This window comes from Chitinophagales bacterium (assembly GCA_019694975.1).
Lineage (GTDB): Bacteria > Bacteroidota > Bacteroidia > Chitinophagales > UBA10324 > JACCZZ01.
The window spans coordinates 233971-258770 of sequence record JAIBAY010000005.1 but is presented as its reverse complement, the minus strand read 5'-3'; the positions used below and the strand labels follow the sequence as shown (position 1 = coordinate 258770).

Here is a 24800-nt window from a genome sequence, read left to right as displayed (position 1 = left end):
ATCCACCGAAATTAATAACACGAAAGACAATGATTTGCACTACGACGCCGCACATTGAAGGAAAAACCATCACCGATTATCTTGGAGTGATATCGGCGCAGACAATTATAGGTGCCAATTTCTTTAAAGACATTATGGGTGGACTCACTGATTTCTTTGGCGGCCGTTCCGGCACCTATGAGAAAGTATTGGAAGAGGCCAAAGAATCAGCGATGGCTGAACTATCTCAAAAGGCGCAAAGCATGGGAGCTAATGCAGTGATTGGCATTGACCTCGACTTTGAAACAGTGGGCTCTAATGGCAGCATGCTGATGGTGATTGCCAGCGGAACAGCTGTGCGCTATGCATGATAAGCATGGCAGCTATTATCCTTTAATCCTGATTGCAATTGTCTCAAAAAAAAAGTGAGTAAAAATAGTGTTTGCATTATACAAGTCAACCCTACAGGTTCCGCTCAATCTTCCTGATTAACCGGTTTGCAGTTGGCTTTGTGAAGGGCAGGAAAAAATCGAGGAGATTCCCTTCTTTGTCAATGAGATATTTTTGAAAATTCCATAGCGGACTGATTGAAAATTTTCCATTCAGTTTTTTTTGTGACAGGAACCGGTACACGGGATTCGCATCCTTGCCTTTTACATGTGACTTCTCAAAAATCTGAAATGAAGTCAGAAAATGATCGCTGCAGAATTCACCGATGCCCGAATTATCCAACGGCTCCTGCTGTCCAAAATCGTTGGTAGGGAAAGCCAGTATTTCAAATCCTTTCTTCCGGTAAAAAAGATACAATGTTTCGAGGTCGTGCAGCTGTGGAGTATAACCGCAATGCGAAGCGATGTTCACTACCAGGCATACTTTACCCTTGTATGTTGTAAAGGGGATTTCAATACCCTCCAGATTTCTGAAATGCAGATCATGAAAACTCATCGGCAGCATAACAATGTAAAGGTGGAATTGTTCCGCTTCATGGCATTACGTTTAAGTGATTGAATTATTCAACATGTAACTGACCAAGAAATCAGAGAAATGCACGGATGGATGTTTACAATTCTATGGCAGTTACTATAACCAATGAAAAGATTTTCGTTAATTAGCGCCAATATTTTTAACTAAAAGGCATCCCATGAGACATTTTAGCAAACTCTTTTTTGCTGTTGTGCTGACAAATTTTCTGTTTGCATCGCAGTTAAGTGCACAAAGTACGAAGCGCCCCTGGTTGATTGGCGCGGGGTTGAACGTCATCGACTTCAATGCCCCATACAACTTTGATCAGATTGCGAAGACGGAATATTGGAACGTTCTGCCAGCCATCAGCAAACTTTCACTGGCGCGTACACTGAATCCATCGCTGGCAGTTGACTTGCAGGCAGGTGGTTCAAGGATTACCACTATTAACGGTGGTGAAGAGATTGGTGCCAGGGGATTTCTTGACCTGGATGCCGATTTGCGTTACAAATTTGACAATGGTTACATCATCAAGGAAAATGCTGTTGTGGCACCTTATGTTTTTGCCGGTGTGGGCATAAACTATTTGTCACAGGATCAGGTTCGTCCGAATGTAGGCGGTGGCCTCGGATTCAATTTCTGGTTTTGGAAAGACTTCGGATTATTTGTTCAGTCTGCCTATCGGTTGGTTCCCGGTGGTGATGAAACTGTTGCCGGAAAGCAAAATTATCTTAACCATTCAGCAGGTATAGTAGTGCGTTTTGGCAAAAATGATACTGACAAGGACGGCATAGAAGATGATGAAGATGCATGCGTTGACGAGCCTGGTCCTGCATCCACAATGGGTTGCCCTGACCGCGACAATGATGCAGTGGCTGATAAGACAGATGCCTGCCCGGATGTTGCAGGTCCTGTTGCATTGAATGGTTGCCCTGATGCTGATGCTGATGGCATCGCTGATAAAGACGACCGTTGCCCGAGTGCCGCTGGTTCAAAAGCACTCAATGGCTGCCCTGACCGTGATGCTGATAACGTTGCAGATATCGATGATCTGTGTCCTGATCAGAAAGGGCTTGTTGACATGAAAGGTTGCCCTGATACAGATGGGGATAAAGTTTCTGATAAGGATGATAAGTGCCCTACCAGGGCAGGTACTGTAGCCCTGAAAGGTTGTCCTGACCGTGACGGCGATGGTATCGCTGATGATGATGACCGCTGCCCGCAGGACGCAGGACCACAATCAAATGGCGGTTGCCCTGTACCAAAAGCTGAGGAAATTCAATCAATCAATGTCAGTGCAAAATCAATTCAGTTTGTAACAGGTAGTGATAAGATTCAAACCGGATCTTACGGCACACTGGATAACATTGCTTCGCTGATGCTGAAATACCCGAACACACGGTGGAGCATTGAAGGCCATACTGATAATGTTGGTAAAGAAGCGAAGAACCTCGCACTCTCCAAGAGCCGTGCTGCCTCTGTGAAGAATTACTTCATTTCGAAAGGAGTAGGAGCTGAACGCCTTGATTCGGAAGGTTACGGACAAATTCGCCCGATTGCTGATAACAAGACTGCAGCAGGACGTACCGAAAATCGCCGTGTAGAAATTAAGTTGATAGAAATAAATGTAAAGCAATAAAAGGCCTGACAGTTAAATGTAAGAACCGCCCTGCTGATTGAGCAGGGCGGTTCTTTTTTTGAGAACCTGTCAAAGCAGATTCCTGCTGATTGATTTGATACATTTGTGGCCTTATGCGTAAGTCGTATCTCTACCTTCATACTGCCATCCTGTTATGGGGATTCACCGGCATTTTTGCCAGGGCCATTGACCTTACGGAAGGTGTGCTGGTTTGGTACCGATTGCTGTTAACATCCGCCTGCTGGCTTGCCATTGCATTATTCACCGGCAAAGTGAAAAGACTGCCTTTTAAGGAGGCGCTACGCATCAGCTACGTGGGATGCCTCGTTGCGGTTCATTGGCTGTTTTTTTACGGCTCTATCAAATATTCCAATATTTCGGTTGGGATGAGCTGCCTTGCCATGATTGCCGTCTTTTCCTCGATCCTGGAACCGCTGCTTACGGGCCGCAGATTTCAATGGTTTGAACTGGGGCTTGCGCTTTTCGCCGCAACAGGCATGTTCCTGATTTTTGAATTCAATGTTCAGTACAGAACAGGCGTCCTGCTTGGCCTGATCTCCGCCTTTCTCGGATCGTATTTCACTATCCGCAATAAAATGCTGATGTCTGTTTACAATTCCGAAACAGTAACAACTTATGAATTGTGCAGCGGATTTTTGTACCTCACCTTATTGATGCCGCTCTATCTCTGGTTTTTTCCCACCGAAAAATATCTGCCGGCTCCCGGCGAATGGATATTGCTTACGATATTTACCGTGGTCTGTACGGTAATTCCCTTCAACCTTTCGATGAAGGCACTGAGAAATATCTCTGCTTTCACGGCCAATCTTTCCATTAACATGGAACCCTTATATGGAATTACCCTTGCATTTATCTTTTACCATGAACAAAATGAACTGCATCCCGGGTTTTATGCCGGAACGTTGATCATCCTCAGTTCTGTGGTGGTATATATGTTCCTGAAATTTCGACAGCTTCGTAAAAGCCGTAAACCGGCAACGGAAGACCTTGCAAGTGCTGAACTGCTTTGAACAGCATCTAAATACAATTCCTGGTTCAGGCGAGGTTATTTATCGCTGCGCTGTGATCCAGTAAGTAATAACTTCCCATCGGCCAATTGTAAAATGTTTCACAGAATCAGCATGTTCATCAAGGCGCAAATCATGCTGCTGATATGCCTGGTTCGATTCTTCTTCATCAGGTTCGGATAAAATGGCGGCAGGATGCTGCTGCAGCACATGCTCATCATTCATAAAATGATACCAAACGGGCCTGGAAATAACCTTGCTGTCCCAGGTAAAGGCCGGTGCCCATGGCCCAAGCACCAACGCATCTTTCTTGTCGGCTAATGTGTGTGCAAAGTATACGTTGATCTCTTTTGTTTTGAATGCGCGGCTGGCATACATGGCAGCATAATCAAAACCATTTACCAAAATAAAAGCAAAAAGCAAGAGGATGCCTGAAATCTTCCATGCAGTTTTGTATAACAGGTTGTACATTAATTCAGCGAGAACAATACTTGACAGCAGGCCACCGGAGAAGTAGTAGCTAACCAGGTACCTCGATGGTAAATAAATCATTGTCAGTTTATGAAGTTCCCATATCAACCAGCAAGTACTAACCGCAAAAGCAACTTTAAATTGAAAACCTGCGCCGATTTTCCATAGCAGGCAACCTGTTAAAAAGCAACAGATAAACAAACTGTTGATCATCCAAGTGGCTGAACTGAAAAGCACACAAACCGTATTGAAAGCAACTGTTCGAATGCTGTTTTCCAGACTGGTATATTTACCGGCTGCTTCTTCCTGCAGGACATAGTTGAATATCTCCCGGTGCGGAAAGTACCAGGATAACAGGTAAAATGAAAGAAAGGCAACAATGAGAAGGATAGAAAAAAATACCGGACCGTAGCCGAAGAATGGGGCAATTGTCTTTTGGCCGAAAATGATCCGGCAAAGTATCACGGTGGCAGGAATAAGCGGAATGATATATATAAACTGGATTTTAACAAAGAAAGCCAAAGCAAGTAACAGGGTTGCAATGAACAGGGTCAAATGGTTTTGCATGCTATTGCTGATAAAATGAATCAGGTAGATCAAGCCTGCCGCAATAAGCGATACCGAAAGCATTTCACTCAGGCTGTAATGCGAATATTGAAACACATGATATTGAATCAGCGTAGTCAGGCATAGAAACGGAACCAATTGCCGGAAATATAGATGAGTAGATAGAAGCAGCAATATCGAAAAAATAAGCAACAGGATGGTGAGACGTGCGATGATAATTTTGGTGCCGAAAAGCTGAAGTGGAAGGAAAAGCAATAAATTGAAAAGCGGGGTTTTAACCAGGTTGTCACTTTCCCAAAAATCGAGGTAGCCATGGTTAATGTAATTTCGAAGTTGGCTCGTGTTTAATCCTTCATCGGTAAATGCGTCACGACTACCGGAAAGATGAATGTCGGGATCGGCGGTGAGAAATGGCATATGCGCCATAAGCACGATCAGCAGGAATAGTAATACAATGCCCTTGCTGCCGTTTTTTTTGGGAATCATGTTTTTGTTTCGTGTTAATGAACCGTGTTGGTCGTAATGAAAGGTGCGAAATATTTCGGCCTTATATGCCAGTCATAAGGTTTATATGTGATGCGGAGTTTATGTGGATTTTTGAGTTGAAAATGATTACTGATGAGCCTCACTATTCCGGCAGTTCCGCCAAAATCAGCTTTGTACCATTTGAAAATTGCAGAAACCATTGCCTGCGAATGATCATGGTTGAAAACAATGTCGCTTTCAAGAAACGCATACATCGCCTCATTTAATTGTGTGTCCAGCCGGTGAGGCTGATAAAAGGTGATAGGAGGACAACTTGAAGCGCCGCAGTTTAAGGCAAAATGAATCCTGTAATCCAAATGTACGCGCTGCAGCTTTTCGAAACTCGAAGGATTGATTTTTCTCAGATGACCCATGCTCCACCAGATTGATGAATTTCTCAGGATACCATGTTCAATGTCATTCAATGAAAGGTGCTGACCGGCGATGAGAATATTTTTTTTGCTGAAGAAGCGGATCCTCTTAACAAAGCGGTTCAGTGCCGGCTGCGCATGCTGCAATTTAATCTGAAGAAAGGAATTGTAGATATTCAACCAGAATGACTTTCGCTCATTGATACCTGTTAAGTCATTTATTAATGCATTGCCGGATAAATTACCGAGTGCCGACAGCAGCGGTTCCACAGGCTTATCTGATCTCACTGCTAAGAGCAGCTCTTGCGAGAGTAAGGTGGCAGTCATAAGATACCGGCTTGATGCAGTGGGTGCGTGCTGCTGCTGATCAGTACATTGTTGTTAACACATTAATCACTCTTTGCAGCATTTCATCATCCACATCAAGGTGTGTAACCATGCGTACCTGGTTTTTCCCGATAGGGACAGCCAGTATTTCATGTGCTTTGAGCTGCTGTACAAATCCTGCCGCATCAAACTCATCGCGCAAACGGAAGATGATGATATTGGTGTCAACCGGCAGAAGCCAGTCGATGTAATGTGCGTCTGCTAAAACTTTCCCAATTGCCTGTGCCCTTCGATGATCATCTTTCAGGCGGTGGATGTGATGATCAAGGGCATAGATACCCGCGGCGGCGAGAATACCTGCCTGCCGCATACCGCCACCAAACACTTTACGATATTTTCTTGCCCGCCTGATAAACTCCTTATCAGATAACAGCAGTGACCCAACCGGGCAACCTAAACCTTTGGACAGGCAGCAGGAGATAGAGTCGAAGTGTTTTCCTACTTCAACAGGTGACACATTCAACTCGACGAGCGCATTGAATATCCGCGCACCATCCAGATGGATTTTAATACCTGATTCATGGGCAGCATTGCTGAGGGCAGTCATTTCCTGCAAAGTATAGTAGCTTCCACCACCGCGATTGGCAGTATTTTCAATACTCACCAGGCGGGTGACAGCATGATGGTCATTTACAGGGTTGATATTGTCAGTGATATCGAACGGCGTAATTCTGCCCCTGTTGCCATTGATCAGCCTGACGGAACAACCTGAATGAAAGGCAATGCCGCCGGCTTCGTAAAAGTAAACATGATTGGAACGTTCGATGATCACTTCATCACCGGGCTGCGTATGTGTTTTAACTGCGATTTGATTGGTCATGGTGCCGGATGGACAAAACAAGGCTGCTTCCATGCCGAATAATGCAGCCGCTTTGGCTTCCAGTGCATTGATGGTTGGGTCATCACCAAATACATCATCGCCGACCGGTGCGTTCATCATGGCATCTAGCATGGTTTTGGTTGGCCGGGTTACAGTATCACTTCTGAGGTCAATCATCTATCGTAGGGTTAAAAAACTTTTAGAACCATGAGCGGAAGCTGTTATGAAAATTGCAGGAGTTTATGAAAGAAATCAAGGCCCAGCGATGGTTTGAGCAAAAATGTGTAAACGATGCCGAAAACAGCGCCATAGAAATGAGCATCATGGTTAATGTTATCACCACCCTGCTTCGCCATGTACCATGAGTAACCAAGATACAGAATGCCCATTACAATGCCGGGCATCGGAAGAAAATAAAAATAGATAGTACCCAGGGGATCAAAGAAAATAAAAGCAAACAAAACAGCAGAAACAGCTCCCGACGCCCCAAGGCTGTTATACCATGGATGATTCTGATGCCTGATATAAGTCGGCAGATCCGATATAATCATGCCACCAAGGTATAAGATCAAAAAATACCAGGTGGCACGCATACCAAAGTGCGCATCATAATAATATTTAACAATTGAACTGAAAGAATAAAATACAATGATATTGAAGAGCAGGTGGGTCCAGTTGGCATGAATAAATCCGGAAGAGATGAACCGGTACCACTGCCGGTCATGTTTCACGACATAGGGATTCATGAGGAGTCTGTTCCTGAGGTCCTCTGACTGAAAAGCTGCAATGGAGACGGCCACCGTGATTATTATCAGCACTAATGTGATATCGAATCCCATATCAATTTTTTACAGGAGCAAAGATGCAGACATAAGTTGAGATTAGCAGCAGCGACTGCCTGATACAAATTATCACAAAAACCAGGAGTGACTTTATTCACCATGGTGATATTTTTCATTCCTGATAATTGTAAAAGCCCGGTAAAGCTGTTCAGCCATAACCACCTTTGCCAACTGATGAGGCAGGGTGAATTTTGAAAGTGATATCATCCCGTTGCACCGGTGATAAACACGCTTGTCGAAACCATAGGCACCTCCGATAACAAATTGAAGTGACCTGACCGCTGCGTTCATTTTGCCGGAAATAAAACCTGCCAGTTGAATAGAATTCATTTCCTCTCCTTGTTCATCCAATAGTATGAGCATGGCATGATCTTCCATTTTTTTCAGCAGCATATCCGCATCCTTCTTTTTTTGTGATGCAGGATCAGCCGATTTCTCCGGCTTGAAATTAAGGTACTCAAATGAAGTGTAATGCTTGAGACGTTGTGCATAGAGCTCAAAGAGGGCACGCACATGCTTGTCATCATCCTTCGAAAAAGTGATCAGCTTAATCTTCATTGGTGCAAGATAAGTTGCAGGCGATTAATGAAACAGGTCATTTATTACGGAGTTGGCTTCGTGTGATTTGGTGTATTATGTCATGAACCCCTGGATGCATTGTTAATTAGCGAAGAATGATGTAAAATAGGTTTCCCAAGGGAGTTGATTGAAGATGCGCATTCGCCATCGTTGCATCAACAGCAGGTTTTTTGCCGGAGCCTGGAATGAAGCATGAAAACAACATCAGCCATACAGTAAATTGTTGTTTGCGGTGAAATAAGCCAAGAGTAATTATTCTGCTTTATATTTGGCACCTTAAAGGTCGAATGATGAGTTGGTGGTTAGTGATATTAATTTTGTTTGTCGGATGGCTGCTGGTTTTCCTGGAAGTTTTTTTTATTCCCGGCATCACCCTGTTTGCCGCTATTGGCACGATGACGATGATTGCCGGTGTGGTCTTTTCATTTTCAAATTTTGGCGTTTTGGCCGGCACACTCACATTGGTTGGCACCGCAGTTTTCACCTTTCTTTCCATTGTCGTGGGCTACAGGACAGGCGTATTCAATGGCCTTACCCTGCGTGATACGGTAAAGGGAAAGATGAATGAGATAGATACTGCATTGATAAAGGTAGGTGACAGCGGTATCGCACTCTCTAAGATCAGCTTCATCGGTAAGGGATTATTTAACGATGTAACGTATGAAGTGCAGTCAATGGGGGAGTATATTGACGAAGGTAAACCCATTGAAGTGATAAAGATTTCTATGAATAAAATTTTCATCAGGCAAAAAACATAAACTATGGATCCGGTCTTTTTAGGAATAGTAGCGGTGCTGGTCATCATACTGATATTCTTGTTTCTGTATATCGTTCCGCTGAACCTTTGGATAAGGGCATTGGTAGCCGGCGCGCCGATTGGCATCGGGCAACTGGTGGCCATGCGTATCCGGAAGGTGCCGGCTGCTTTGGTGGTGGATGCACTCATCAATTCCACCAAGGCCGGCTTGCATGTTTCTTCCAATGAAATTGAAACACATTTCCTGGCCGGAGGTAATGTTAACCAGGTTATACGGGCTATCATATCGGCTGACAAAGCAAATATTCCATTGGATTGGAAAATGGCCACTGCCATTAACCTGGCCGGGCGTGATGTATTTGAAGCGGTGCAGATGTCGGTACAGCCTAAGGTAATTGATACACCACCGGTGACTGCTGTAGCCAAAAACGGTATTCAGCTTATTTCCAAAGCACGTGTCACGGTAAGAACTAACATCAATAAACTGGTGGGTGGTGCCGGGGAAGAAACAGTGCTGGCGCGGGTGGGTGAAGGTATTGTGAGTTGTATTGGTTCTGCCATGTCGCATAAAGATGTACTGGAAAACCCTGACTCTATATCCAAGGTAGTGCTGGCGAAAGGGCTTGATGCAGGGACGGCATTTGAAATTTTGTCGATCGACATTGCAGATATTGATGTCGGTAAGAATATCGGTGCACAGCTGCAGATGGATCAGGCCAATGCAGACAAGAATATTGCGCAGGCGAAGGCGGAAGAACGCCGTGCTATGGCGGTTGCCACCGAACAGGAAATGAAGGCCCGTGGAACAGAGATGAGGGCAAAAGTGATCGAAGCGGAGGCACTCATTCCGCAAGCTATGGCAGAGGCATTCAGAAACGGCAATATGGGTATTATGGATTACTACAAAATGAAAAATATCCAGGCTGATACTTCGATGCGTGAATCACTTGGCGGTCCGCATGAGGTGAAAAAGGATTGAGATGGAAGGGTAAATAGATATTGTGAAATGAGTGAGTATTCAGCAAACAACAATCAATCTTACTTTAATAATGTTCAAAGCGGATTTTATCCGGAGTTGTTTGTTTAGCAATAATTCTTTGCTCTGAAACGGATCAATGTAAGTTGCATGGTAATGCATAGAAATAAACTTTTCACCTGGGAGAAAGCAATGTATGGTCCCGTCAGATCTTATGCTGGCATTACAATTCAATAAAGCTTCGGTGGTTTGCCTTTGGTTGACACCACGCTGCGGACATATCCTTCCCATTCTCCGATAATCTGCCGCCATTCATCCGTTTGGAGGTAGTTCTCATCTTTTGTTAAATCAAATTCCGGCAGATAGATGCCTGATATTCCTTTCTCCAGGATGCCATCATCAATCACTCCTTTTTCCCGAAAAATCAGGATAGGCAGGCCAATCTGAAAAGCCATAGCCACTTCAATATGGCACCATGGACTCGACAGCCATCGCCCGGAAAAGTCGGTTGATGATTGATTTAGATCGCTGTTTGGTTTAGCGGTACCCTTTTCTATCGATATTCTTTTGAGCGCCACACTGATCAGGCCATTTGATTCGAGCATCAGTCTGCGAATACCTGTCAGCGGCTCGCGTGTGCTGTAATCAGTTTTACCTATGGTACGGGGTTGAAGTCCGCGACTTATGAGGTACTGCTCAATTTCATTCACAAAGTTGACCTGGCTTTGCAGAAAGGGATTCGGGTAGCTGAAAAAAACAGAAATGCCGGCCATAGATTGACAAATTAAGGTTGCTGGATGGAGTCTTAAAAGTAATTACTATTATTTCATTTTTCCGATCCAGTATAAATACCCTGATTATACAGGAATTAAATCTTCGTTAAGCCTATAAACCTTGCCTTTGACATTTGGTTGAAGTAGCGCATTGTTTGCATAAGCAAGCAACTGATTAAGGTGCTGTCGGGTAACAATCTTTTGTATTCAGCTTTCCGAAATCAAATAAAATTGGTTGTGTTTGAAATTACCGTTTGACTACTTTAAGTGCCGGTGAAAGTTCGGCTGTGGAACCCGATTGCTGACATCAGTGAATACCCTTAATTCGCCTCACCAGTGAATGAAATGCTTCGCCTGTTGATGCTTCAAACCTGCCCTGATTGATATTGGCCTTTTGTTGTGCGTTTTTGGTGATGTTGTATGAAAATACAAAACCGGCATACGGGTTATCCCATCCGCCAACCTGCCCGAATCGCATATCATGAAAGTCAATTCCGGCGGAGTCATTCTGCGTGATGCAATAGTAATCCTGGGAGAAACGTATGAGCTTTTGCACGCCCGGGTCATTACGGAAATCGCCCAGTAATGAATCGTTTTTTGGAATGAAGGTTAGCTCCATATCAGGTTTGGTGTCAAATATGGAATGATAACCAATATAGAATCCATTGTCAGTTTTGGCAAGATCGTACCAGAGAAAGTTGTTTAACGGTGTTGGAGTGGTCATAAAATCATCTGCTGCTATCTCATTTGTATGCAGAGATTGCTCAAAAAACTGGTCGACAGAAATCTTGTTAACCACTGTAAAGAGCAGGTATGCTGTACTTATGATTAAGCCGCCATACAAAAAATACTTTCGCGAAGGCGCCCTGAATTTCAGTAGCAGCAGGATGATAAATGACAGCAGCAGCGAGATCGTATAGAATGGGTCTAATACGAAAATGGTGTTAAAAGATACCCTGTAATGGCTGAATGGCTCAAACCACCCTGTGCCATAATTGGTCAGGGAATCTATAAAAATATGAGCGAAAAATCCGGTTGCAAAAATGAGATACCAGGTTGTGTAGCCGAAGTTCTTCTTCTGATATAATCGCTGAAATAGCCAGGCAAGGAGAGGAGGTATGATGAGCGCGCATGTGATGGAATGGGTGAATCCCCTGTGAGAAAGCAAGGAATCCGGCACGCTTTGCAGCAAGCCTGGAAATACGTCCAGGTCAGGCGCATTATTGGCTAATGCGCCCCACAACATGGCACGCTTACCCATTTTTTTGCCGGCAATTGCTTCGCCGATTGCTGCGCCAAGGACGATATGCGTAATTGTATCCAGAAATATCGGTTTTGGATAAAGATAGGTCAGTTCACCAAAAATGGTTGCTTTGGTGCCTTCTTCTTCTTAAATCGCTCCATATTTAATGACTAATGACACTGCCTCATAACGCATTTATATAGTCATGCTAAGATGATTTTAAGGATGGCATACGACCTAAATCCGGTCTCTAAAGGCTTTCTGAGCAGGATCAAGTATGCAGAGTGTTAATTTAGTAGATAGTAATTTAGCCATTGATAATCAAATATTTGTATTGAAATGTTTTTTGGTTAGTGAAATTTCTGATTCGTATATTCCTGATTTTTCGCCGGATTTCTTTTACACAGCATTTCCGTGTTTGTTGTTTAAAACTATTTTTTTCACCGCCCCTTCTTTTTGCTGCTTTTCAGATTACTTTTGTCGCGGGCAAGGCTTATACGACCAGCTCCCGTTGAACTCCCCCAGGGTCGGAAGGCAGCAAGGGTAGATGGTTGTAGCGGTGCGATGTAAGTATCTTGCCCACTTTTCTCCAATTAAAAAACAGTTTATATCCGGTATGAAGTTTTTCATCGACACGGCAAATATCAGTCAGATTGAGGAGGCGAATGATCTCGGCATACTGGATGGGGTGACTACCAATCCTTCTCTGATGGCAAAGGAAGGTATTAGAGGAGAAGAAAATATTCTGAAACACTATTCTAAGATTTGTGATCTGGTGGGAAAGAATGTTAGCGCGGAGGTGATTTCGACCGATTTTACCGGCATGGTTGCAGAAGGAAAAAAGCTTGCAGCACTTCATCCTGCTATCGTAGTAAAGGTGCCGATGATCAAAGATGGTATTAAAGCGCTGAAGTGGTTTTCTGACAATGGAATAAAAACCAATTGCACACTGGTGTTTTCAGCAGGGCAGGCCATTATGGCCGCCAAAGCCGGCGCCAACTTCGTATCTCCGTTTATAGGTAGAATTGATGATGCAAGCTGGGATGGTGTTCAGTTGATTGAACAGATCGTGCACATATACGGCAACTATGGATATAAGACAGAAGTCTTAGCTGCTTCGATCAGAAATCCGTTACACATCGTTCGTTGTGCTGAAGCAGGCGCTGATGTTTGTACCTGCCCGCTGGATTCGATTTTGGGATTACTGAAACATCCGCTTACAGATATTGGCCTGGAGAAGTTCCTGGCCGACCATAAGAAAAGCCAACAATAAAAAGCCGAAACTAGTAGCCATAGTTAGGACTTTTTCTCCCCCGATTCTTCGGGGGAGTTTTTTTTGCCTTCCTCAATTTTGCGGGTATCTTGTCATCCTTATCCATCTGTTGCTTTGACCCATCCACCTTCCGATCAGCGGCTCGTTCGCGGACTTGGCCTCATGCAGGCTACCGCTATTAATATGATCGATATGGTTGGCATCGGACCGTTCGTCACCATTCCTTTAATCATTGGCGCCATGAACGGGCCACAGTCTATTCTTGCATGGTTACTGGGTGCTCTGCTGGCATTCATGGATGGATTTGTGTGGAGTGAACTGGGTGCTGCCATGCCGATGGCAGGTGGCAGCTATCAGTTTCTCCGCAAAATATACGGAGAGAAAAAATGGGGATTGCTGATGTCTTTCCTGTACATCTGGCAAACCGTCATACAGGCGCCATTGGTGATTGCTTCCGGAGCAATTGGCTTTGCCATGTATGCACAATACCTGATTCCTTTGTCAGCCTTTGAGCAAAAAGTAGTGGCTGGCGGTGTTATTATTGTTATTTATGTTTTGCTCAACAGGCGCATTGCTTCCGTTGGACGGTTATCAGTACTTCTGTGGACCGGTGTTATTTTTACCATTGGCTGGTTAATTTTTGGCGGGCTTTCTCATTTTGATCCGGTGCTGGCATTTACATATCCGGAAAATGCATTTCAATTCAATATGCTTTTTTTTGCGGGCCTGGGCAATGCTTCAATTAAAACCGTTTATTCTTATTTAGGTTACTATAACGTCTGTCATTTGGGAGGAGAGATCAGGCAGCCTGAAAAGAATATTCCAAGAAGCATCTTTATTTCCATTGCCGGCATTGCCAGTTTGTATTTATTGATGCAAATCTGCATTTTGGGTGTCATTCCCTGGGAACAGGCACGCGATTCATCATTTATAGTATCCTTGTTTTTTGAAGCCATCTATGGCAAGACCGCCGCAACCATAGCTACGGTCATGATTCTATGGATCGCCCTTTCATCGTTGTTTGCCGTCATGCTTGGATATTCACGGGTACCTTATGCAGCGGCCGTGGATGGCAACTTCTTCTCTGTTTTTGCCCGGGTGCATCCGGTCAAGAAGATACCGCATATCTCCCTGATGATTCTTGCCGCCACGGCTTTTGTTTTCAGCTTAATGTTCAAGCTGAAAGAAGTGATCACCGCCATTATCGTAATGCGGATACTCATACAGTTTGTCGGTCAGGCTGCCGGCGTGATTTACCTGAGGCATAAAAAAGATCCGTTGCAGCTTCCTTATCGGATGTGGCTTTACCCTGTGCCGGCCGTTTCCGCTATTATCATCTGGTTATTCATTTTCTTTTCCAGCGGATGGAATTATATTCTTGGCGCTTCAGGCATCATCCTGGCTGGCTGTTTCATTTTCCTGCTAAGAGCGCGCAGTTTGGCCGAATGGCCATTTTACAAATCCGGTATTGAAAAGGATGCTTCCTGATCGGTGGCAGCAGAACATAACACATCTTCATTTTATTAACAGTTACTATAAGTGTTCTTCTGATTGGCAAATACACCGCTCATTTTTGTAAGCAGGTGTAATCACTATGTATTCCGTGCCTTCATCCATTTCCGGATTGTAACCGCCCTTCATTAATTGTGAAATAATCCTTCGGATATTGTTTCATCAATGATGTAATAAGAATCCTGGTAAGTGTACTATATCGAAAAATGATCAGCCTTTTAAAGCATCGCTGAAAACGAAGTAAAGTATTAGCATAAATCCCCTGCATAATTTTAATCTGTTCCATGCGCCGGCAGCGCCTATTTTGTGGTCGCAATGCTATTTGCTTATCTCGCATTTCGTTCGTTCCTTTGTGAGCCTTCCGATTGAGGCGCTAAATACTGCCGGTAATGATACTATTGCAAGCTGCAAATGAATCTGTGAGTCCAACAGTTGTCAATTATTTTCCGATTTTATTACAGTTTATTTTTGCTGGCGGTTTTGTGGCAACCACCATGGTCGGAACGCATTTTTTAGGGCCTAAGTTGCAGACGAATAAGAAACTGAAGGCTTTTGAGAGCGGCGTGAAATCTGTTGGCAATGCAAGGCAGCCTTTCGCCATTAAGTATTTCCTGACGGCCATCTTATTTGTTTTGTTTGATGTGGAAATTGTCTTTCTCTACCCATGGGCCGTGAATTTTTCGGATTTGGGATGGAACGGTATCATTGCGATGGGACTGTTTATGGGACTTTTGCTTTCAGGTTTTATTTACATTGTAAAGTCAGGTGCCCTGGATTGGGAATAGGAGCTTTGACAGACGGGTAAGCGGATCAGATAGACGTGCTTGTTTGAATCATAATGAACAAACCGGCGCGAATTGTTTTTTAAAAGGAATTGATAAAGATTAGAGTATGGAAACAACTATCAATTCAGACCGGAAAATTACAGTTGCAGAAGCCCCTGAAGGCATCTCTGGTGCGGGCTTTTTTGCCACAAGTTTAGATAAGGTAGTGGGACTGGCGAGGAAAAACTCGATATGGCCATTGCCATTTGCTACATCCTGCTGTGGCATTGAGTTTATGGCTTCCATGGCTTCTCATTATGACTTCGCGAGGTTCGGAGCAGAAAGAGTGAGTTTTTCTCCACGGCAAGCCGATTTGCTGATGGTGATGGGAACGATCGCCAAAAAAATGGGACCTATCCTTAAACAGGTATATGAGCAGATGGCTGAACCTCGCTGGGTGATAGCCGTGGGTGCCTGTGCATCAAGTGGAGGCATCTTTGATACATATTCAGTTTTGCAGGGTATTGATCAGATTATTCCTGTTGATGTCTATGTTCCTGGATGTCCGCCAAGGCCAGAGCAGATTATCGACGGATTGATGCGTATCCAGGATTTAGTAGCCAATGAATCATTAGGAAGAAGAAACTCGCCTGAGTACCAGGCATTGTTGAAGTCGTATGGGATAGAAGTGGTGAAGGGTGCTTAGTAAAACGTGAATGGGAATGCTTCAAAAGGACATTGCTGATTATTAATTGTTATAGTTTACATCAGAAAAGAAATGTACAATCATGTCAGTCATTGATGCTGCATTAATACTGGATAAAGTAACGAACCGTTTTGGCGATTTGGTTTCATCGTCCGGGGAGTCTTTCGGCATATTGACCGTGAATTGTACCAAGGATAAGATCATTCCGTTGCTGGAATATTTACGTGACGATGAAACGCTTGCCTTTACTTTTCTTACAGACCTTTGTGGCGTACACTACCCGCACCGTGCGGCACACTTTGAGGTGGTTTATCACCTGCACAGTTTTACTAACAATGTAAGGCTGAGAATTAAAGTGGCGCTGCATGATCCTCCGTCAATACCTTCCGCTACCGTTGTCTTTGAATCTGCCAACTGGATGGAAAGAGAGACTTATGATTTCTATGGGATAATATTTGAAGGCCATCCAAACCTGAAAAGAATACTTAATGTGGATGAGATGACGATCTTTCCGATGAGAAAACAATATCCGCTGGAAGACAATACCAGGAAAGACAAGAATGATGAAATGTTTGGCAGGGATCCAAAACTTATCCTGGCTGGCAATTGATTAATTAAGATTTGGCAGCATCCTGTTTGAGGCTGCTGTCTGAGATTGAATAAAGAAAGATACTACAGACAATTAAAGATGCTTACGGACAATCAACACATCAAGCTTGCTTCGCAGGATCTGGAGAAGGAGACCATCACGCTCAATATAGGTCCGACACATCCTGCCACGCATGGCGTTTTTCAGAACATTGTGGAGATTGACGGAGAGCGTATCGTAAGTGGAACATCTACTATCGGCTATATCCACCGTGCATTTGAAAAGATTGCAGAGCATCGTCCGTTTTATCAGATCACGCCGCTGACTGACAGGCTGAACTACTGTTCTTCCCCCATCAACAATATGGGCTGGCACCTGACAGTTGAAAAGCTGCTGGGTATCAAGACGCCGAAGCGGGTCGACTACCTTCGTGTTATCATCATGGAGCTGGCGCGAATTGCTGATCATCTTATCTGCAATTCCATACTGGTGGTTGATACCGGCGCCTATACCGGATTTTTATACTGCATGCAGCAGCGTGAAAAAATTTATGAGATTTGGGAAGAAGTTTGCGGCAGCAGGTTGACAACCAATATTGGCCGCGTGGGTGGCCTGGAACGTGACTTCAATGACATCGCTTTCCGAAAGCTTGAAAATTTTGTGGCCGAATTCCCAAGAGTATTAAAGGAATTTGAAAGCCTGGTTGTCCGTAACAGGATTTTTATAGAAAGAACTGCAGGTGCAGGCGCCATCAGTGCGGAGCGTGCCATGAGTTACGGCTTTACCGGGCCTAACCTGCGCGCAACCGGTGTAGACTATGATGTTCGTGCCATGAATCCTTATTCCTCTTATGAAGACTTTCAATTCAATGTGCCGGTAGGAACGAAGGGTGATACGCTCGACCGATTCCAGGTTAGGGAAGAAGAGATGTGGCAATCGCTCAGCATCATTCAGCAAGCCATGCAGAAGCTGGCATCGCTTGATGACAAAACCACTTTTCATGCCGACGTGCCTGCTTATTATTTGCCGGTGAAGGAAGAAGTGTATAACAACATGGAGGCGCTGATCTATCATTTTAAAATTGTTATGGGTGAAATTGATGCACCGAAAGGTGAAGTATATCACGCCGTAGAAGGGGGCAATGGTGAATTGGGTTTTTACCTGATCAGTGATGGGGGAAGAGCGCCGTACAGGTTGCACTTTCGCAGGCCATGTTTCATTTATTACCAGGCTTTCACCGAAATGGTGAAAGGTTCATTGATCTCAGATGCAATCGTAACACTCAGCAGCCTGAACGTGATAGCAGGGGAATTGGATGCCTGATGACGCTTGTATTGATTCAATAAACATTTGCTTTGTAAGTAACTGCCAGATAATATGCTTGCTATTCGCACAGGAAAAAAGGTTGAATTCTCTGAAGCAACTTTGCAAAAGGTGACGGAGATTATCAACCGCTATCCGGAAGGAAAACAAAAATCGGCATTGCTGCCATTGTTGCACCTGGCGCAGGATGAATTTGGCGGATGGCTGAGCGTAGAAGCTATGGATTATGTAAGCCGCCTGCTTCATATTCAGCCTATTGAAGTGTATGAAGTGGCTACCTTTTACAGCATGTATAACCTGAAGCCTGTTGGCCGTTTTTTGCTGGAAGTATGTCAGACAGGACCTTGCATGATTCGCGGAGCCGAAAAGCTTGTTAGCAGGCTGGAGGAAAAGCTGCAGATTAAAACCGGGCAGACCACTGCCGATGGCCTGTTTACTGTAAAAACAGTGGAATGTTTAGCTGCCTGCGGGTATGCCCCTATGTTACAGTGCGGCGATCACTATCATGAGTTCCTTGATTCAGATGAAAAGGTGGATCAGTTGCTGAACGAACTTCGGCAAAAGGCGCAGTTGAATAATTGATTATCAATTGTGCAAAGCTTGTAATCAGTGTTATTGGTTAGTGAAACTTGAGTACTGGTTATAAATTTATCTAGGTGAAGGATGGCAAGCGTAACTGTTCCGAGGGCATTTTTCGTGAGCAAACAGTAAGCGAGAATAATGAGTATGAAAATATTACTTGATAAAGTGGGCGTTGCAGGAATTGAAACCTTGCCGGTATATCGTGCGCACGGTGGTTATTCGGCTGTGGAGAAAGTATTGAAAATGGCACCGGCTGATGTGGTGGAAGAAGTAAAGAAATCCGGTTTGAGGGGCAGAGGCGGCGCGGGGTTTCCTACCGGAATGAAATGGAGTTTCATCGATAAGAAATCAGGCAGGCCGAGATATCTTGTTGTAAATGCAGATGAGAGTGAACCGGGAACATTCAAAGACCGGTACCTGATGGAGAAAATGCCACACTTGCTGATTGAAGGTATCGTGGCTTCCAGTTATGCATTGGAGGCCAACTTGTCTTTTATCTACGTGCGCGGAGAATTCCGTTGGATCATAGCTATTCTGGAAAAAGCAATAGCGGAAGCAAAGGAAGCGGGATTGGTGGGAAAAAATATCATGGGTTCCGGATATAACCTGGAGATCGTCGTTCAAACAGGCGCAGGTGCATATATCTGCGGCGAGGAAACGGCATTGATTGAATCGCTTGAAGGCAAGCGTGGCAATCCAAGGCTGAAACCTCCCTTTCCGGCTGTAAGCGGTTTGTATGGTAATCCAACTGTGGTGAATAATGTCGAAAGCATCGCTGCGGTGCCCTGGATTGTGAATAACAGCGGCGAGTCCTATGCAAAAATAGGCACACCGAAGAGCGCGGGAACAAAGCTGATTTCTGCCTGCGGAAATATTAATTATCCGGGCGTATATGAAATTGAGCTGGGCCTGCCAGTTGAAGAATTTATTTTTTCACCTTCTTATTGTGGTGGCATAAAGGATGGTAAAAGGCTGAAAGCTGTGGTGGCAGGTGGCAGTTCCGTGCCAATACTTCCTGCCGGCCTGATTCTCAAAACAGCTAATGGTGAACCGCGATTGATGAGTTATGAATCGTTGTCAGACGGCGGATTTCTTACCGGTACCATGTTGGGTTCCGGCGGTTTTATCGTGTATGATGAGGATCAGTGCATTGTGCGGAACACGTGGAATTTCACCCGCTTCTATCATCATGAAAGTTGTGGTCAGTGTTCACCTTGCCGCGAAGGCACCGGGTGGATGGAACGTATTCTGCATAACATTGAATACGGTCATGGAAAGCTATCCGATATCGATCTGCTTTGGGATGTGCAGAGAAAAATTGAGGGCAATACGATTTGCCCGCTGGGTGATGCGGCTGCCTGGCCGGTAGCTGCCGCCATCAGGCATTTCAGGGATGAGTTTGAATGGCATGTTCGGGAGCCGAAAGAATGCCTGGTAAGAAATTACGGATTACCGGAAGCAACAGTTGCAACAGTGTAAAATGGTTCACAAAGTCAGTCAGCAAAATTATTTACCACATCATAACCGGATGGCAAAACAGCGGTTAGTAGCAATATGATCAAAGTCACCATTGACGGCATAGCACTGGAAGTTGAAGAAGGAACTACCATTATGAATGCTGCACGCAGGATTGGCGGCGACGTGGTTCCGCCTGCCATGTGTTACTATACTTCATTAAAAGGAAGTGGCGGCAAGTGCCGTGCCTGCCTGGTGAAAGTGGCACAGGGTTCGGCCAAAGATCCGCGGCCCATGCCCAAACTTGTTGCCTCCTGTTGCACACCCGTTCAAGACGGTATGGTAGTGCTCAATTCTACATCACCGGAAGTGCTGGAAACGAGGCGTAGTATCGTGGAGTTCCTTTTGGTAAATCATCCGCTCGATTGCCCGATCTGTGATCAGGCAGGAGAATGTGAGCTGCAGAATTTCGCTTTTGAGCATGGACTGCAAAAGACACGCAGTGAATTTCACCGAAGGGAGTTTGATCCCATTGACATCGGTCCGCATATTAAACTGCACATGACGCGCTGCATTCTCTGTTACCGTTGTACACAGGTTGCGGATCAGCTGACCGACGAACGGGTGCATGGTGTACTCTGGAGAGGAGAGGCCTCTGAAATTTCCACCTATATTCAGAAAGCCGTAGAGAATGATTTCTCAGGGAATATGATTGATGTCTGCCCGGTAGGGGCGCTCACCGACCGTCACTTCCGTTTCAGAAACCGCGTCTGGTTCCTGAACCCGATGGATGCACACCGTCACTGTACTAAATGTTCAGGAAAAGTTGTGTTGTGGCTTCGTGGCGAAGAAGTGTACCGGGTAACTGCACGTAAAGATCAGTATGATGAGGTGAAGGATTTTATCTGCAATGAGTGTCGTTGGGAACATTTTGAAACTAAAGACTGGGTGGTGGAAGGACCGCGCACAGTGGAGAAATGGTCGGTAATCACAGCCAATAAATACACGAAAGAAACTGTGGAACTTCCCGATCAGCTTTATTCCAAACTGGACAATACGAAATGGGATGCGTTTGAAGGGGTGACTTAAACACGAATGTGGCATTTGCAGAAGAATGCCGGGCTTCCTGAATTTTTAACGGACTAAAAGATCGTCTATAACTTAATCAGATCGGATGACATTGCTTGGATTAGTTCCTACATTGATATTAATCGTTGCCTTATTTGCCGTGACGATGCTGGTTGCCCTTTACTCAACTTTTGCCGAACGCAAGGTGGCTGCTTTTATGCAGGACAGGATTGGGCCCAACCGTGCCGGACCTGGTGGCATATTTCAGCCATTGGCCGACGGATTAAAATTCTTCATGAAAGAAGAAGTAATTCCCGTTGCCTCGAATAAATTTCTTTTTGTCCTTGGTCCATCCATTGCCATCACCTGTGCACTGATGACAGGCATCGTTGTTCCCTGGGGCGATACGCTGACTGTTTTTGGCACCACCGTTTCGTTACAGATTGTTGATCTCGACATAGGTATTTTATATGTATTTGCAGTTGTATCGGTAGGAGTTTATGGTATCATGATTGGCGGCTGGGCCTCCAACAACAAGTTTTCACTGATGGGCGCTATTCGTGCCTCCTCGCAAATCATCAGCTATGAGCTCAGCATGGGACTTGCCATCGTGGCATTATTGCTGGTGACCGGTACCATGAGCCTGCATGAAATTGTTAGCCAACAACATGGCATGCACTGGAACATCTTTTACCAGCCTTTGGGATTCCTGCTTTTCCTAGTGTGCGCTTTTGCTGAAACCAACCGCACACCATTTGATTTACCAGAGTGCGAAACCGAATTGGTAGGAGGATATCACACTGAGTACAGTTCCATGAAACTCGGATTCTACCTGTTTTCCGAATACATCAATATGTTTATTTCCGGTGCCATCATGGCTACCTTGTATTTCGGCGGATATAATTTCCCGTTTATGGATGCACTCTTGCAGGCAACAGGCTCCCAGAACCTGGTGACACTGACAGGACTGGTTTTCCTTTTCCTGAAAATCTTTTTCTTCATCTTTTTCTTTATGTGGGTACGGTGGACGATACCGCGTTTTCGCTATGATCAGCTGATGAACCTTGGCTGGAAAGGGTTGATCCCGCTGGCATTAATTAATATAGTGGCTACGGCCGCAGGACTGATGATATTCCGCAGTTGAACCGGGAGGCAAGGCAGATGTTAAAGATGATCATGTTGTAATTAAAAGAAGCAATGCAAGCACTTACCAATAGAAGAAAAGTACTCGAGCAGAAAAAAATGACGCTGGTGGAACGGATGTACCTGCCGGCCATCTTCCAGGGTATGGCCATTACCATGCGGCATTTTTTCAAACGGAAGGCAACAATACAATACCCTGAAACGAAACGGGCAGTGCCGGCTGTTTATCGCGGCCTGCACGTGTTGCGCCGTGATGAAAACGGTGCTGAAAGATGCACCGCATGCGGGTTATGTGCAGTGGCCTGCCCAGCAGAAGCGATTACGATGGAAGCAGGAGAGCGTAAGCCGGGAGAAGAACATCTCTACCGTGAAGAAAAGTATGCTGTGAAGTATGAGATCAATATGTTGCGGTGCATCTTCTGCGGATTTTGCGAAGATGCCTGCCCTAAGGAGGCGATCTTCCTGGAAACTACATTCGCGCCGGCGAGTTTCAACAGGAATGATTTTATTTATGCCAAGGACAGGCTGGTGGAAGGCTACAAGCGCAATGAGATCATACCTCCCATCACCACGTTAAAAGATGCATAATTGCGGAAAGAATCAGGTTGTGATGTTCATCAATAATTTTTAATAGAATGATCCCATGCTAACTTCCGCTTTCTACTTCCTCGCATTTGTAACCATCTTTTTTGCACTGATGGTAGTCGTTTCGAGGAACCCGATTCACAGTGTACTGTACCTGGTGCTTACCTTTTTCTGCATTTCTGCCAATTATATTTTCATGCTCGACGCAACCTTCATCGGTATGGTAAATGTGATTGTTTATGCCGGGGCCATCATGGTGTTGTTTCTGTATGTGCTGATGATGATGAATCTCGACCGTGTGACGGAGCAAAAGCGATCGTTGATGTTCAAGGTAAGTGCTGCTGTTGCGGCGGGATTGCTGCTGCTGGTGCTTGTATCCGCTTTGAAAGATGCAGCCCTTCAGACCAACCCTGATACGTCGGCAGCCGCAATAAAAACCGGCAGCATCAAGACACTTGGCCTCATCCTTTATTCCAGGTACCAGTTACCCTTTGAAATAGCCTCCATCCTTTTCCTGGTTGCTATGATTGGTGCTGTAGTGCTGGGCAAAAGGGATGCATCACCAAAGACAATTGGTTTGGAACCTGTGAAATAATAAATCAAAATTTTCGAACGCAGCTAATCCGTCAGTTACCCTTCAACCTGAAACCAAGATGCCGCAAATTTTCCATACTGTTCCGATAGGACATTTTGTTTACCTCAGTGCTGTCTTATTTGTAATTGGCGTTGCCGGCGTACTGACACGCAGCAATGCCATCATTATTTTTATGAGTATTGAACTGATGCTGAATGCCGTTAACCTGCTGCTGGTTTCTTTTTCTGCCTACCACCAGGATCCCGCAGGACAGATTTTTGTATTCTTCATTATGGCAGTGGCTGCTGCTGAAGTGGCTGTCGGTCTAGCCATCATTACCATGATTTACAGGAATACACATTCGGTGGATATTAATGACATGAGCAGGATGAAAGGTTAGATTATTGGAAATGTAAAGCGCTGGGATGTAAGCATGGCCCTGGCAATTTTACAGGACAACAGGTTCCCGGCAGCAAGTGCATGACGATAGCAGCATAATTTTTAGCCAGTTTGTTTTGCTTTTACCAGGCTTATCGTCTTACTGAAATAGTAATTCACAACCTATCTCTTACTGTTCACTTCTCTTCAACATGAAAAATAAAACAGTCATCATAACGGGCGCCAACGGCAATTTAGGAACGGCAGTGGTGTCGAAATTTTTACAGAACGGATATCAGGTTGTTGCAACGGTGTTACACGAAAGCATGCTCGATGCTTTTGAGAAGAATGAAAGGCTGGAAGTTAATGCGGTGGATTTGTTGCATGAAGGCGCCACCGCTGATTTTGCGGCCTCTGTTATTGCCAGATATCAATCGGTGGAAGGCGTATTGATGCTGGCCGGAGGATTTGCAGCCGGAGACGTGGCAAAAACAAACGGCGATGAGTTGATAAAGATGTACAACCTGAATTTTGAAACGGCGTATAATATTGCCCGCCCGATGTTTTTGCACATGAAAGAACAGGGTTATGGTCGCCTCATTTTTGTAGGAGCGCGGCCGGGTCTCGATGCAGCAGCAGGTAAGTCTGCGATTGCGTATGCACTTTCCAAATCAATGGTGATTAGGCTGGCTGAATTATTAAATGCCGATGCAAAGGGGACAAATGTTACGGCAACAGTAATTGTACCCAGCACTATTGATACGCTATCAAACAGGAAGAGCATGCCCAATGCAAATTTTGATGATTGGGTAAAGCCAGAAGCGATTGCTGACGTGATGGAAATGGTCTGTTCAGCAACAGGAGACTCGCTGCGAGAAACGGTGCTAAAGGTATATGGCAATGCATGAGGACTGTTATCATTCATGCA

General features: G+C 44.8%; 27 protein-coding genes and 1 other RNA gene. 20 read left to right on the top strand and 8 right to left on the bottom strand.

Annotated features, from left to right (window positions below; genetic code table 11):
* The first annotated feature begins 29 nt into the window (after positions 1-29).
* Positions 30-350, top strand: coding sequence for a heavy metal-binding domain-containing protein (locus tag K1X61_11470; protein ID MBX7109257.1), 321 nt, complete (start codon positions 30-32; stop codon positions 348-350).
* A gap of 91 nt (positions 351-441) precedes the next feature.
* On the opposite strand, the gene K1X61_11465 is transcribed toward K1X61_11470, so the two are convergent.
* Entirely contained in the window at positions 442-924 is a 483-nt protein-coding gene (locus tag K1X61_11465) for a glutathione peroxidase (protein MBX7109256.1), read from the bottom strand.
* Between the two features lie 196 nt (positions 925-1120).
* Between K1X61_11465 and K1X61_11460 the strand changes: the two genes are divergently transcribed.
* Entirely contained in the window at positions 1121-2581 is a 1461-nt protein-coding gene (locus tag K1X61_11460) for an OmpA family protein (GenBank protein MBX7109255.1), read from the top strand.
* 113 nt (positions 2582-2694) lie between these two features.
* Positions 2695-3612: a DMT family transporter gene (locus tag K1X61_11455; GenBank protein MBX7109254.1), complete on the top strand. Its 918-nt coding sequence runs from the start codon at positions 2695-2697 to the stop codon at positions 3610-3612.
* 39 nt (positions 3613-3651) lie between these two features.
* Here K1X61_11455 and K1X61_11450 read toward each other — a convergent pair whose 3' ends face one another.
* The 5 genes from K1X61_11450 to K1X61_11430 all read right to left on the bottom strand — a co-directional run bounded on the left by K1X61_11450 (position 3652) and on the right by K1X61_11430 (position 8150).
* Positions 3652-5133 carry a hypothetical protein gene (locus K1X61_11450; protein MBX7109253.1) on the bottom strand — a complete coding sequence of 494 codons (1482 nt, stop codon included), beginning with the start codon at positions 5131-5133 and terminating at the stop codon, positions 3652-3654.
* 14 nt (positions 5134-5147) lie between these two features.
* Positions 5148-5870 (bottom strand): DUF547 domain-containing protein, encoded by a 723-nt coding sequence (locus K1X61_11445; protein MBX7109252.1) that lies wholly within the window; start codon positions 5868-5870, stop codon positions 5148-5150.
* A gap of 40 nt (positions 5871-5910) precedes the next feature.
* Positions 5911-6927, bottom strand: coding sequence for a low-specificity L-threonine aldolase (gene ltaE / locus K1X61_11440; protein MBX7109251.1), 1017 nt, complete (start codon positions 6925-6927; stop codon positions 5911-5913).
* Positions 6928-6971: 44 nt separating this feature from the next.
* Positions 6972-7589, bottom strand: coding sequence for a rhomboid family intramembrane serine protease (locus tag K1X61_11435; protein MBX7109250.1), 618 nt, complete (start codon positions 7587-7589; stop codon positions 6972-6974).
* Positions 7590-7682: 93 nt separating this feature from the next.
* A complete protein-coding gene (locus tag K1X61_11430; GenBank protein ID MBX7109249.1) occupies positions 7683-8150 on the bottom strand; it encodes a 23S rRNA (pseudouridine(1915)-N(3))-methyltransferase RlmH in 468 nt (155 codons plus the stop codon).
* Between the two features lie 311 nt (positions 8151-8461).
* Here K1X61_11430 and K1X61_11425 point away from each other — a divergent pair, with 311 nt between their 5' ends.
* A complete protein-coding gene (locus K1X61_11425; protein MBX7109248.1) occupies positions 8462-8929 on the top strand; it encodes a hypothetical protein in 468 nt (155 codons plus the stop codon).
* A 3-nt stretch (positions 8930-8932) separates the two neighbouring features.
* Positions 8933-9907: a flotillin-like protein FloA gene (gene floA / locus K1X61_11420; GenBank protein MBX7109247.1), complete on the top strand. Its 975-nt coding sequence runs from the start codon at positions 8933-8935 to the stop codon at positions 9905-9907.
* A gap of 227 nt (positions 9908-10134) precedes the next feature.
* On the opposite strand, the gene K1X61_11415 is transcribed toward floA, so the two are convergent.
* Positions 10135-10677, bottom strand: coding sequence for a hypothetical protein (locus K1X61_11415; GenBank protein MBX7109246.1), 543 nt, complete (start codon positions 10675-10677; stop codon positions 10135-10137).
* Positions 10678-10984: 307 nt separating this feature from the next.
* On the bottom strand, positions 10985-12043 hold the full coding sequence (locus K1X61_11410) for a metal-dependent hydrolase (GenBank protein MBX7109245.1): 1059 nt from the start codon (positions 12041-12043) through the stop codon (positions 10985-10987).
* 361 nt (positions 12044-12404) lie between these two features.
* Between K1X61_11410 and ffs the strand changes: the two genes are divergently transcribed.
* The 15 genes from ffs to K1X61_11335 all read left to right on the top strand — a co-directional run bounded on the left by ffs (position 12405) and on the right by K1X61_11335 (position 24780).
* An RNA gene (gene ffs, locus K1X61_11405) (signal recognition particle sRNA small type) lies at positions 12405-12504 on the top strand.
* Between the two features lie 32 nt (positions 12505-12536).
* Entirely contained in the window at positions 12537-13193 is a 657-nt protein-coding gene (fsa, locus tag K1X61_11400) for a fructose-6-phosphate aldolase (protein MBX7109244.1), read from the top strand.
* Positions 13194-13355: 162 nt separating this feature from the next.
* Complete coding sequence (locus K1X61_11395) at positions 13356-14681, top strand: APC family permease (GenBank protein ID MBX7109243.1); 1326 nt, start codon at positions 13356-13358, stop codon at positions 14679-14681.
* Positions 14682-15094: 413 nt separating this feature from the next.
* Positions 15095-15490 carry an NADH-quinone oxidoreductase subunit A gene (ndhC, locus tag K1X61_11390; protein ID MBX7109242.1) on the top strand — a complete coding sequence of 132 codons (396 nt, stop codon included), beginning with the start codon at positions 15095-15097 and terminating at the stop codon, positions 15488-15490.
* A 106-nt stretch (positions 15491-15596) separates the two neighbouring features.
* The gene (locus tag K1X61_11385; GenBank protein ID MBX7109241.1) at positions 15597-16175 is read left to right on the top strand and encodes an NADH-quinone oxidoreductase subunit B; all 579 of its coding nucleotides are present in this window, start codon (positions 15597-15599) and stop codon (positions 16173-16175) included.
* 82 nt (positions 16176-16257) lie between these two features.
* Complete coding sequence (locus K1X61_11380) at positions 16258-16785, top strand: NADH-quinone oxidoreductase subunit C (GenBank protein MBX7109240.1); 528 nt, start codon at positions 16258-16260, stop codon at positions 16783-16785.
* Positions 16786-16863: 78 nt separating this feature from the next.
* Complete coding sequence (locus tag K1X61_11375) at positions 16864-18087, top strand: NADH-quinone oxidoreductase subunit D (protein ID MBX7109239.1); 1224 nt, start codon at positions 16864-16866, stop codon at positions 18085-18087.
* A gap of 54 nt (positions 18088-18141) precedes the next feature.
* Positions 18142-18669, top strand: a complete 528-nt coding sequence (locus tag K1X61_11370) for an NAD(P)H-dependent oxidoreductase subunit E (GenBank protein MBX7109238.1) — start codon at positions 18142-18144, stop codon at positions 18667-18669.
* A 138-nt stretch (positions 18670-18807) separates the two neighbouring features.
* A complete protein-coding gene (nuoF, locus tag K1X61_11365) occupies positions 18808-20148 on the top strand; it encodes an NADH-quinone oxidoreductase subunit NuoF (GenBank protein ID MBX7109237.1) in 1341 nt (446 codons plus the stop codon).
* A gap of 75 nt (positions 20149-20223) precedes the next feature.
* Positions 20224-21213 carry a (2Fe-2S)-binding protein gene (locus K1X61_11360; GenBank protein ID MBX7109236.1) on the top strand — a complete coding sequence of 330 codons (990 nt, stop codon included), beginning with the start codon at positions 20224-20226 and terminating at the stop codon, positions 21211-21213.
* Positions 21214-21298: 85 nt separating this feature from the next.
* Positions 21299-22336, top strand: coding sequence for an NADH-quinone oxidoreductase subunit NuoH (nuoH, locus tag K1X61_11355; GenBank protein ID MBX7109235.1), 1038 nt, complete (start codon positions 21299-21301; stop codon positions 22334-22336).
* A gap of 53 nt (positions 22337-22389) precedes the next feature.
* Complete coding sequence (nuoI, locus tag K1X61_11350) at positions 22390-22923, top strand: NADH-quinone oxidoreductase subunit NuoI (GenBank protein ID MBX7109234.1); 534 nt, start codon at positions 22390-22392, stop codon at positions 22921-22923.
* A gap of 55 nt (positions 22924-22978) precedes the next feature.
* Positions 22979-23515: an NADH-quinone oxidoreductase subunit J gene (locus tag K1X61_11345; GenBank protein MBX7109233.1), complete on the top strand. Its 537-nt coding sequence runs from the start codon at positions 22979-22981 to the stop codon at positions 23513-23515.
* Positions 23516-23573: 58 nt separating this feature from the next.
* Positions 23574-23894, top strand: a complete 321-nt coding sequence (nuoK, locus tag K1X61_11340; GenBank protein MBX7109232.1) for an NADH-quinone oxidoreductase subunit NuoK — start codon at positions 23574-23576, stop codon at positions 23892-23894.
* Between the two features lie 190 nt (positions 23895-24084).
* On the top strand, positions 24085-24780 hold the full coding sequence (locus K1X61_11335; protein ID MBX7109231.1) for an SDR family NAD(P)-dependent oxidoreductase: 696 nt from the start codon (positions 24085-24087) through the stop codon (positions 24778-24780).
* Positions 24781-24800 lie beyond the last annotated feature (20 nt).